At 58.1% G+C, this 11,175-nt stretch carries 11 protein-coding genes and 1 pseudogene; 6 read left to right on the plus strand and 6 right to left on the minus strand.

Features of this window, described 5'->3' with window-relative positions; genetic code table 11:
• On the plus strand, positions 1 to 710 hold a 710-nt coding region (locus tag A1355_RS00635; RefSeq protein ID WP_157197682.1), incomplete at its 5' end, for a PP2C family protein-serine/threonine phosphatase.
• A 19-nt stretch (positions 711 to 729) separates the two neighbouring features.
• Here A1355_RS00635 and A1355_RS00640 read toward each other — a convergent pair.
• The 6 genes from A1355_RS00640 to A1355_RS00665 form a co-directional block, all read right to left on the minus strand.
• Positions 730 to 1,953, minus strand: a complete 1,224-nt coding sequence (locus A1355_RS00640; RefSeq protein WP_064023972.1) for a heme biosynthesis HemY N-terminal domain-containing protein — start codon at positions 1,951 to 1,953, stop codon at positions 730 to 732.
• Positions 1,954 to 1,965: 12 nt separating this feature from the next.
• On the minus strand, positions 1,966 to 3,135 hold the full coding sequence (locus A1355_RS00645; protein ID WP_064023973.1) for a uroporphyrinogen-III C-methyltransferase: 1,170 nt from the start codon (positions 3,133 to 3,135) through the stop codon (positions 1,966 to 1,968).
• A complete protein-coding gene (locus tag A1355_RS00650; RefSeq protein WP_064023974.1) occupies positions 3,119 to 3,901 on the minus strand; it encodes a uroporphyrinogen-III synthase in 783 nt (260 codons plus the stop codon). The genes A1355_RS00645 and A1355_RS00650 overlap by 17 nt, the downstream gene beginning before the upstream one ends.
• Positions 3,898 to 4,824 (minus strand): hydroxymethylbilane synthase, encoded by a 927-nt coding sequence (gene hemC / locus A1355_RS00655; protein ID WP_064023975.1) that lies wholly within the window; start codon positions 4,822 to 4,824, stop codon positions 3,898 to 3,900. The genes A1355_RS00650 and hemC overlap by 4 nt, the downstream gene beginning before the upstream one ends.
• A 167-nt stretch (positions 4,825 to 4,991) precedes the next feature.
• Entirely contained in the window at positions 4,992 to 5,711 is a 720-nt protein-coding gene (locus A1355_RS00660; protein WP_082885272.1) for a pentapeptide repeat-containing protein, read from the minus strand.
• Between the two features lie 428 nt (positions 5,712 to 6,139).
• On the minus strand, positions 6,140 to 6,343 hold the full coding sequence (locus A1355_RS00665; RefSeq protein WP_064023976.1) for a hypothetical protein: 204 nt from the start codon (positions 6,341 to 6,343) through the stop codon (positions 6,140 to 6,142).
• A 548-nt stretch (positions 6,344 to 6,891) separates the two neighbouring features.
• On the opposite strand from A1355_RS00665, the gene A1355_RS00670 reads away from it, so the two are divergent.
• The 5 genes and pseudogenes from A1355_RS00670 to A1355_RS25495 form a co-directional block, all read left to right on the plus strand.
• Positions 6,892 to 7,575, plus strand: coding sequence for a hypothetical protein (locus tag A1355_RS00670; protein ID WP_064023977.1), 684 nt, complete (start codon positions 6,892 to 6,894; stop codon positions 7,573 to 7,575).
• A 340-nt stretch (positions 7,576 to 7,915) separates the two neighbouring features.
• Positions 7,916 to 8,554, plus strand: coding sequence for a response regulator (locus A1355_RS00675; protein ID WP_064023978.1), 639 nt, complete (start codon positions 7,916 to 7,918; stop codon positions 8,552 to 8,554).
• A gap of 28 nt (positions 8,555 to 8,582) precedes the next feature.
• Positions 8,583 to 9,890: a sensor histidine kinase gene (locus tag A1355_RS00680; RefSeq protein WP_064023979.1), complete on the plus strand. Its 1,308-nt coding sequence runs from the start codon at positions 8,583 to 8,585 to the stop codon at positions 9,888 to 9,890.
• A 149-nt stretch (positions 9,891 to 10,039) separates the two neighbouring features.
• Positions 10,040 to 11,014, plus strand: a complete 975-nt coding sequence (locus A1355_RS00685; protein WP_064023980.1) for an alkaline phosphatase D family protein — start codon at positions 10,040 to 10,042, stop codon at positions 11,012 to 11,014.
• A 76-nt stretch (positions 11,015 to 11,090) separates the two neighbouring features.
• Positions 11,091 to 11,175: pseudogene (locus A1355_RS25495) on the plus strand (IS5/IS1182 family transposase); the annotation flags it as partial.

The raw sequence follows: 11,175 nt of genomic DNA on the forward strand, positions 1-11,175 counted from the left end.
CCGAACAGCAGTTTTTGCAGGGTTTGATCGAGCGCATGACCCGCCAAAACGATTTGAACGACCGCAGCTTGGCGGTGTGGCTGATGCCGGCCCAGCGTTTCAGCGGCGACCTGCTGTCGGCGCGGCGCATCAGTAGCGGCCAAATCTATTTTCTGCTGGCCGACGCTTGCGGCGAAGGCTTGGCGGCGGCGCTGCCCACCGTGATCATTCATCAGGCTTTTCAATCGATGACCAAGAAAGGCTTATCGATTACCGTGATTATTCGGGAAATCAACCGCTTGCTGGGTGTGCAGATGCCGCCGGGACACACCGTTGCCATCGCGGTCGGCATCGTCGACAGCCAGCGGAATTCTATCGAATTGTGGAACGGCGGATTGCCGGACTTACTGGCGCTGGACGGCGACGGCCAGCCGTTGTTCCGCTTCGAGTCGCGCCACCCGCCGGCCGGAACCGTCAACGACAGGGAGTTCAGCGATCGCTGCGAAGTCTGGCATTGGCCGCAAAGCTGCCAATTGTTGATGTATTCGGACGGTTTGATTGCCGCCGAAAACGGCGAGGGTCAGCCCTTCGGCCGGGAAAGGCTGCTGGAAATTGCCGCCGCCGCGCCGCCGGCGCGCCGGGTGGCCGAATTGACGCAAGCGTTGACCGCGCATATCGGCGACCGCAATGTCGCCGACGACATTTCCTGTATGACGATTAACTGCGGATAACGCCGAGGCCGATTGACAGTCAGGCGTTCAAGCCCCTGATCATTTCGTTGGCCGCCAGTTCGATACCGTGTTTGAAGTAGTCGCAAGCCTGATCCTTGTCGCCCTTGGCGAAAAACACTTCGCCGAGCAACTGGTAAGCGGCCACGCTGGCCTCGATATGCAGGCTTTTCAATAGATACTGCTCGGCCTTTTCCATCTGGCCGGCTTTCAGCGCCAATCGGCCCAACACCTGGAACAATACCGCGCTGTTCGGATAGACCGCCAGCCATTGCTCGACGCCTTGCAATTGCTTGGCGTCGTCACCAGTATCCACCGTTGCGTACAGGGCCAGCAGGGTTTCATCCCAATGCTTGGCGAGTTGCGCCATGATGGCGTCTTCGACGCGAACGCCGGCGCCGACGGCGATCATCGCCGCGAAATAGATATTGGCGATACCCGGCACGACTTTGATGTGGTTGGGTACGTCGGCCCAACAGGCGGCGATCGCGGGTTCGTCGTTGCTGGCGGCGGCCTGCTTCAACAAACGGCTGTAGGTTTCGGTTTCCAACAATTTGACTTCGGCTTCCATCAGGATTTTATGCTGCTGCAAGGTCGGCAACAGTTTGCTCAAGCCTTCCCAGTCGCCCAAATGCTGATAGGCCTGATGCATCATTTTCAGTACCCTGGCGTGGCCGGGATTGATCGAATGCAGCTTACCCAACGCTTGTAGGGCTTGCTCGAATTGTTTCTCCGACAAATGCAGTTCCGCCTGGGTCAGACCGACGATCAAATCGCTGTCGGCCGATTGCTCGGCGGCTTTCTTCAGATATTCGTCGCGTTTGTCCATCGCCCCGCGCGAATGGGCGGCCCGCGCCGCGGTCAGATAATGAAGCAACGGCGCGCCGCTGTGCGCGGCGTGCTTGATCAAGACTTTTTCGGCGCTTTCCCAATTGCCGTCGGCCGCGTCGACCAAACCGGCGACCAGTGCCTCTTGCGAGCGATTGAAGCGAATCGTCCGGCGGCGTTTGCTAATCTGCGCCGGCATCCGAACGAGCACGCCCAACAGCCTGAACAGGCTGTATAACACGAAAAACCCTAAGACCTGGCCGACGGTAAACACGGTCAGCGAGGTTTCCAACGACCAATGCCCAAAGCCGATCAGTACGTAACCCGGATCGTTGTGCTCGGCCAGCCAGCTATGCAATAAAAACGCGACCAGAACGGCGGTCAGCAGCGAACCGAGAAAATACATCAGATTCTTCATGACTGTACTCGCTTATGGCTGAGCGTTGCCGGAGGCGGGTTGGGCGGCCGGTTCGGCGGGCGCGCCGGTGATAATAGCCTTGTCGGTTTCCAGGCGCAGCTTGCCGATGTCTTTCAGCAGTTTCAACGAGCCGGAAACGTCCGGATATTGGCTGCGGATTTGCACGGCGGCGAGTTTGTCCAATTCGGCGACGAATTGCTCGGTCTTTTGGCCCTCGGCAAAGTTTTTCTTCAGCCATTGCTTGGCGTCGGCGATGCTACTGGCGAACAAGGTGTCGTTCTGCTGAACCAAGGCGATTTCGATCATTTCCAGCCGGACCTTCAACTGCTGCTTGAGAAAATGCGCTTCCTCGGGCGTCAGGATGGCGTTGACCGGTTGCTCGGTATGGCGTAACACGACATAACCTTCCAATTGCTTGGCGACCTGCTGGAGAATTTCATGACCGTTTTCGGACAAGTCATTATTCGGCTCGGCTTTTTCCGGCTGCTTGCCGGCATGCGGCAAAAATACCGACAGACCTTCGACCGCGTCTTGCAAGTGCTGGATACCGGCGTAAATGCCGACAATGTCCGGCACTGTCGCGCTATTCAGCAGCGCCAGTTCCTTGGCGATTTGCTCGCGTACTTTGAAAACCGCCGCGTCGCCGCTTTCCCGCAAACGTTGGTCGGCGGCTTCCAGCGCTTCGCGAGTAGTGTGGACGTCGCCGACCAGATGCAGACGCTGGTTGGCGACGGTCAGCAAGTATTCGGCGTCGGCCAACAACCAGTCGCCGCGCGTCTTACCCAATTGCCGCTGCAAAACTTGAATCGAAGCTTCCAGTTCCTTGCGGGCGGTTTCCAGCCTTTCCTCATGGAGTTTCGAGAAATCGGTCAGCGTTTGAGTAAAGTGATTGTCCTTGCCGGTCATTTCGGCGTTCAGATTGGCGAGCTGCGACTGCAGGCCGGACAACTGATCCTGCAAACCGTTGATTTCCTTATCGACTTCAATCAGTTTCAGATTGTCCTGATTGTTTTCGGTGTCCTGGCTGGCCCGCAATTGCTGAAAGAAATAAAAGCCGGCCGCCGCCAAGCCAATCACCAATAGAATCGCGACGATACCTATCCACAACCCGGCGAGAGACTTTTTTACCACCACGGTGGGGGCTTGATTTTCTTGTTGTTGTTCTTCAGTTACTTCCGCCACTGTTTTCCCCGTTCAATATCGTCGTCAAGGTCTCTAAAATCGCCGCGTCGGCCGGTTGCCGACACACCGCCACGCTGGAAAATCCGAGTTCCGTCGCGGCCGCGCCTATCCTTTCGCTGACCACTACCAACGGCAAGGCCCGCAACGCCGCCACCGAGGTTTCGTCCAACATGACCAGCAGATTCTCCAAGGCTTCCAGGCTGGTCATCGTTGTGGCGCTCAAGCGGCCCGCCGCCAACGCCGCGATGAGTTCCGTCGTATCGGTAGCGGGTCTGACCCGCCGATAAACCTCCAAATACGCCACGTCGGCACCGCGAGCGCGCAATGCCTCGGCCAGTTTTTCGCGACCGCCGACTCCGCGCACGATCACACATCGCTGCTCGGCGACCGCCTGCAGCGGCGCCTCGGCCAATAAGCCCTCGCTGCTGAAATCGCTGGCCGGCACGCAGTCGACGCGCCATCCCGCCGCGCGCAAAGCCCCGGCAGTCGCCTCGCCCACCGCGGCAATCCTCGGCCGATGCAAGCCGGGCATTTTGCCACCGAACGCGGCGATAGCAAAATCCACAGCATTCGTACTGGTAAAAATCAGCCAGTCGCTAGCGGCAGCCAATTGCAGACTTGGCTCGGCCAACGCCTCGGCGACTATTTCCAGGACCGGGAATCGGACGGCCTGTCCGCCGGCGCTTTCGATCAAACCGCATAAACGCTGAGCTTGCGCGGTCGGCCGGGTGACCAAGATTCGGGCGCCGCGCAAACCCGGCGTCACTGATACAGCTCGCGTAGAATTCGGTCCGCGCCCTGCGCCAGCAATGCGTCGGCGACTCGTTCGCCCAGCGCCGTGGCGTCCGCCAAACCGCTTTCGGCTTCGGCACGGTAAAGCACCGAACCGTCCGGACTGCCGACCAAACCGCGCAGCGCCAGGCTTTCGCCGCGAATTTCGGCAAACCCGGCGATCGGTACTTGGCAACCGCCATTCAAACGGGCATTCATCGCTCGCTCGGCGGTGACCCGTATGCTGGTGGTCTCGTCGTGAAGGACTTTTAAATAGTCGTGTATTTCGACATCGTCGCTGCGGCACTCGATGCCTATCGCGCCTTGCCCCATCGCCGGCAGACTTTGCTCCGGCGTCAGCGGCGCCGTGATCCGTTCAGCCAATCCCAAGCGTTTCAGGCCGGCCGACGCCAGAATGATCGCGTCGTATTCGCCGGCATCGAGTTTAGCCAGCCGGGTGTTGACGTTGCCGCGCAGGCTGAGAATCTCGGCCTTCGGGAATTTTTCCTTGATTTGGCATTGGCGACGCAGGCTGGAAGTGCCGATGCGAGCGTCGGCCGGTAATTCGGCCAAATCGCGGTAACGATTGGAAACGAAGGCGTCGGTGGGATCCTCCCGCTCCAAAATCACGGCGAGATGCAGCCCTTCGGGAAATTCCACCGGTACATCCTTCATCGAATGCACCGCGATGTCGGCCGCGCCGTCCAGCATCCCTTGCTCCAATTCCTTGACGAACAAGCCCTTGCCGCCCACTTTGGCCAACGGCGCGTCGAGAATTTTGTCGCCGCGCGTCACCATCTTGACCAATTCGGTACGCAATCCGGGAAACGCTTGTTGGAGCCGGGCCGCGACATGTTCCGCCTGCCACAAAGCCAGCGGACTTTGTCGAGTCGCGATACGAATGATTCTGTCGGCCAATTGCGCTCCTGACTATCGGCATCGGCTGGGCGATACCGGGGTTAAACGTAAATAGCCGCTATTGTAATCCGATTCGAACGGGAAGGTCTTTAGAAGTTGCTTTCCGGAACACGAGCAAACGTGCCGCCGGAGAGCGTCGAGAGGAATGTAAGCGAGCGAGGGACGCGTTAGTCCATGCCCGCTGCGGAACCGGCGCCCTTGACGCCGCGCAGGCTGGTGCCGTCGAAATTGGCGTTACGGAAATCGGCGCCGTCGACGTCGGCGTCGCTCAGATTGGCGCCCGCTAAATCGGCCCAGCGTAGATTGGCCCGGCGTAAATTGGCGCCTTGGAATTGCGCGTAGCTCAAAATCCCGTGCATCAGGTTAGCATCGCTGAGGTCCGCGCCGCGCAGTTTGGCGTTGTTCATTTCGACCCGAGCCGGTGCCATGCCCTGATTCGCCATATCCGCGCCCAAATTGGCACGCCTCAGCAGCGCACCGCTCAGATTTACGCCGTTCAACAAACCGATGATACGGCTGCCACTCAGATCGGCGCCGCTTAAGTCGGCACCGTCCAACACCACCGCGTAAAGGCTGGCTCCAACCAACGTCGCTTGGCGCAAGCTCGCTCCGCGCAATTGCGCGCGGTTTAAATTGGTATTCGCCAAGTTCGCGCCATCCAAGCGGCAAGCGTCCAGATTGGCGGAAAATAAATCCGCGCCGCGAAAATCCAAGCCGGACAAATCCAGTCCCGACAAATCCTTACCGGTCAATTTCGGGCGTTGCGTCGCGCCGGAAATCTCGGCCGCCACTTGCTCGCGCGTCATCTCGGCGGCGACCGCCAAGTCGGGAATAAACACCGAACAAGCGACCGCCGCAAGCGCGACACGCCAGACCCCAACCGTCATATGCCCACCTGTTCCGAACACCCGCCATTCGGGCCAGCCAACCCTAACAAGCGCCCGGACCACTGGCAAGGGAAAAAATCCCCGTATTGCCTTTGACCGCATCTCGGCGCCGCCCAAACCTACTTTCGGGCAACCAGCCTTCGCGGACCCCCAACGCATCGCGCCGGCCGCGATGGATTCGCAGGCTGCGGACCTGGCATTGAACCCGGCTTTCCGCTCGGCCGCGAAAGCTGTAACCGGCCAATACCAGTCGGCTAGCAATCCTGAAACCGCTGTATCGCCCGGCGAATGGAAGTCAACGGCGCAAGCGGGGCTTTAACCACGATCGCTAGCGCTCCGACACCAGCCAGCCTCGGCATTTTCAACGACCTTCATCGCATAAAGCGGCTTAAACCCGCTTCGCGCGGCGATTGCGGCCTGCAAATCCGCTAAGCTCCGCGTATCCAAGGCCTGACCATGTCGCGTATCGAGGCGCCGTGCTGGCGGTAGTCGTCGAACAGGCGGTGTATGTCCTGCGGATTGAGGTAAACGTAAACGCCGCAACCGGTGCGCGCGATGAATTCGCCGCTCAACGCGTCCAAAAACGCGGCATGGGAAATATCGTTTTGCCGAAATGACGTTAAGGTTGACATGATTGCATCCTCCGAATTGTTATTTTCTAAGGCTCCGCCGGCGTGGCGAGGTTCCCATCCTTGCCGCCTCCGTCGCGAGGCTTAGCGCTCGCGATCGGGATTCCTCCCACGCTGACAGTCTACGGTCGCCCACATTGTTTACGCTGTCTGATTTTTCACTGACAAACTGTCGTATTTTCGGCACTTTCTCCGAACGGCCACCGAGCCTTTCGGCTGAAACCCCTCCGACTCAATACCAGGGGAGCGCGGGCGGCCTCTTAGAGCCGGCATCACGTAAAACGATGGCTCGCGGCGATTTCAACACCAGCCATTTTTAACCCCCCTCCGTTTGGTCGCGCAAAAAATAAGATCCCTCGATTCCGAGCCTGCTTGACCGGCCTTGCCGTGCAGGCCGCGCACGAGGGACCGACTTAACGCCCGGCCCCTCAACGGCACCCGGTTGTTATACATCCGCCCAGTCTCTTCTAAACTATCGGAACGCACGACTCGGAACGCAAACCCGGCGCCTGACGAGTCGCACTTTTTCCGTCCATTTTGCAAGGATACCCATGAAGCCATTAAGCGCCGCCGCGCTGCTACTCTCGTCGACACTAACCGCATCGCCAATCCTGGCCTCTCCTATTTCAGGGGTCGTCGAGCAAGGTTTCGATCCGTTCGGCTGCGACCAAGTGTTCCCTTGCGACGTTCTGGAACTGACTCAAACCCTGTTCGGCGGTAAGCACGGCACGTTGATTTCTGTGGCCGACGACAACGCCGATAACGACAATCTAAGCTTGAATTTCGATTATCGGCTCGATACCGTCTATATCGAACGCGCCCGCTTGCGGGTCTGGCTGCGCGACGATACCCGATTGGTCGCGGACGCGTTGTTGTTCAATTCCGGTCTGCTGGACACGCGCGAATATGCCGCCATCACCTCGATCAACGGCGAGCCGATCAGCGCCGACTGGGTTGAAGTGGGCGGTTTGAAACAATACCTGGAATTGGACATTACCGACTTTTTGTCCTTGGGCGGGGCCAACACCTTCAGCGCGACGTTGGGCGTCATGGACACCGGCAGCCGAGACTATCTATTCGCGGGCGCCGAGTTTTTCGTCAAATACTGCGACCCGGCCACGCCTATCGATAACGGCGGCATCAGCGCGGTGCCGTTGTCCGGCGCGATCTGGTTCATGGGCTCGGCGCTACTTGGCGTCGGCGCGGTTAACACCAAATCGCGCCGAAAAACCTGAATTGCCGTCAATCCGCTTGAAACGCGCCGCTTTGATTAAGTGGCGCCGATAAACGACGCCGTGGGGTGCGGCAATCCTGCCGCGCCCCGCTAGCGTTAAACGACGGGGGGGCGGGCGCGGGCCGAGTCCTAAAGAATCGAAACCGTGAGCCGGCGGTTGGGTCGGCAGCGCTTAACACGTATTGCTTTCGTTCGAAATCGTCGCTTGCGACAAGACGATTGCATCCGACGACCGGTAACCGTTTTTAAGGCGAGTTTACCTTGGAAGCGAAAATCGCGGCCCACTCAGTCAATTTGTGTACCATTATTCGACGCCATTATTAGCAACTTCATTGAAACGCATGGACGCCCCATCGCCAATCAGACTTGTCATCGCCGACGATCACCCCATGACATTGATGGGTTTGAGCATGTTGTTCGGCAACGACCCGGAGTTCGCGGTGGTGGCCGAAGCCAGCGACGGCGAGGAGGCCTTGCGGGCGGTCCGCGACATCCGTCCGGACCTCTTGCTGCTGGACGTCAACCTGCCCCGGGTTGACGGATTCGACGTATTGAAAACCCTGCACGGCGAATCCCTGGCTTGTAGGACCTTGCTTTATACCTATTGTATGGACGACGACCGGTTGCTGGAAGCGATGAACTGGGGCGTACGCGGCGTGGTTTTGAAAACCATGCCCCCGACTTTGTTGGTTCAGGCGGTTAAAAAAGTGCATGCTGGCGGACTGTGGTTGGAAATCGGTAGCGTGGGCCGAGTGCTGGAGCGCGATGCGGCGCGGCTTAAAGTCAGGGATTTGCTGACCGATCGCGAAATAGAACTGGTTAAAGCTATCGCAGTCGGCTCGCGAAATAAGACCGTCGCCGCTCGTCTGAATATTCAGGAAGGTACCGTCCGAATTCACTTGCACAACATTTACCGTAAACTCGGTTTATCCGGGCGAGGCGAGTTGATCGCTTATGCGCAACGGAACGGTTTGACGTGATCCGTCGTCCTGTTTAGCCGCTGCAAACGTGCGTAGCCAAACCGAATTTTCGCCGCTGAATTTATTCGCGCTACCGGCAGGCGGCGACTTTATCGATTTGCGTACCCGCTTCCACCAAATCGGCGTGTTCTTCTGGGCATGCGTAATCTTCCCGCCGTATTTCATCGCCGAACAATATTTTTCGTTCCATACCACTCGCTATTGGCCGATTTTGCTGCCCTTATACGGACTGGTTTGCCTGGCGCCGCTGGTTTATCTCGCAACGCAAAGCCTAAAGTGCTATGCCGCGTATACGGTTACGATCGGCGTCGGATTGGTGTTTGTGATCATGGCTTGCGCCGGCGGCAACGAGTCGCCGGGTGCGTTCTGGCTGGCGGGAACGCCATGGGTATTCGGTTTGTTTTACGGCGTAAGAGGCGTCTGGGTGGGGGCATTTGTGATGGCGGTAACTTTTGCTGCTTTCGTCGGCGCCAACCATATTGGAATATTGCCTAATCTGGTCGCCGAAGCAGGTAGTTACGAACAGGTCAAATTGATAAACCTGGTCGGTTTCGGTATCTACAATATCCTGATCAGCCACTATTTCATTCGGCTTGAAGCTTCGGCCAAACGCGAACTGCACAAGCAACGCCAGGAAACCGAAAATCTGTTGAGAATTTTGGTGCACGACGTGGCAAATCCAATCAATGCGATTCAATTGATGAATCAGGCCGCCAAAACGGGCCTCTACGACGCCGAGCAAATCATGGCGCTGGTGGACAACGCGCTGGGCGAGTTGACCTCTATTATCCAGCAGGTTCGAAAGCTGCGCGCATTGAAAGATGGCAAGTTGGCCTTGGAACTGGCCCCGGTATCGATGCGGCGGATGCTGTTGGAAACGTTGGCCTTGATGGACGAACAAGCTCGTCAAAAACAATTGGCCTTTGAGACCGAGATCGGCGATGCGCCGGCCGAGGTGTTAGCAGACGCGGCGCTGATGAAAAATGTCGTCATCGCCAACCTGGTGGGTAATGCGATCAAATTTTCCAGGCCGGGCCAAACGGTCGCGATAACGCTGCTGCAATCCCGCGACACGGTAACGCTGACGGTCGCCGATCGCGGCATCGGCATGCCGCAATCCTTGTTGGGCAATCTGTTCAACCCCTGCGAGTCCACCACTCGCCTCGGCACCGCCGGCGAGCCGGGTACCGGTTACGGCATGCCGCTGGCCAAGACAATTTTAAGCAAACTGAACGGGGAAATCGACGTGGTATCTCGCCAAGACCCGGCCGACTCCGGCACCACCGTGACGATCCGTTTGCCGAGTTGGTCGCCGGTCGACTCGCATAAGCGTTAAAGCGCTGGCCGCCGAATCCGTCCGAGCGCGGCCTATAACATTCGGCATATTTACCGCAGTCTTGGCGCCACTTAGAATCCAGCGCGTTTCGGCCGTTCGCCATACCGGCGGCGGGCTCGCCGCCTTCAAACTTTAGCCACGGGAATACCATGAACGATACGACTATCGCCTTTGCCTCTTGCATGGACGCCGACGCCGATCCCATCCAGAACGTCTGGGACCGGATACGGGCTCAAAAACCGAATGTGTTGGTGCTATTGGGTGACTCGGTTTACATGGATTTTAGCTTTGGGTTCCTGGGAAGTCCCAAGCCGCGCGGCAAACCTTACCGGATGTCGCCCGAAGATTTTGCGGCGGCGCTTTACGCCTGCTACCGCAAACAGTGGCAAGTCAAGAGTTTCCGGCGGTTGATTGGCGAGGTATCGCAAATTGCCATGACCTGGGACGATCACGACTTCGCCTGGAACAACAGCCGCGGTCGGGATCAGTCCGATTGCAAAGAGGCGGTGCCTAAAGCGAAGCGTTTGATTTCGCGCGGGTTGTTCATGCAATTCAAACACTGTTTGCAAACCAAAAATTCCGGCGGCTCGGACTATCCGCCGCCGCCCGATTTGGCCGAGCTACTGGCTGGCGAAGACCAAGGCATTCAGACGGTGTTGGATGTCGAAAATGTTCGAATTGTGACCTTGGATGGCCGAACTTTCAGAGAAGCGCCCAGTCGGCTTACCGCCTGGATGCACGGCGAGGCACAGCTCGAATGGATGTCGCAGCAATTTGACCAATGGCAAAGCCATAAAATTATCGCGTCCGGAAGTACGCTGAAGCTAGGCGGCGAGAGTTGGCACGATTACCGGGACTACCAATGGATGTTGGCCCGCGCGCCGCAAAACGCTATCGTGCTGACCGGCGACATACACCGTAACGTCGGGCCGTTGGCGCACGGCGATCCGGATCGCTTCTGGGAAGTCGTCTCGTCCGGCGCGGCGCGGCCGGGCGTGGGCGGTTTCTTGAATATCGGCGGGGGCAGCGGCCGCTTCGGCATTTTGAAATGCGGCGAACACGCCGAAGTCAGACTGCATGAAACAACTACGGAAGATGGCTGCCCGTTTCGCCGGATTTATTAGGGGCTGTTGCCATTTTGAAACAATAGCCTTGAAATTGAGCGGCTCTGCCTCATTAGATTGATTTTTCAAGCAACCGATGCCCCGACAGCTATTTACGGATGAATACTGGAATAAACTCAAAGCCATCATGTTAAGCCTAGGGATTTATGACAAGCCATCGC

It is taken from the genome of Methylomonas koyamae, assembly GCF_001644025.1.
Lineage (GTDB): Bacteria > Pseudomonadota > Gammaproteobacteria > Methylococcales > Methylomonadaceae > Methylomonas > Methylomonas koyamae_A.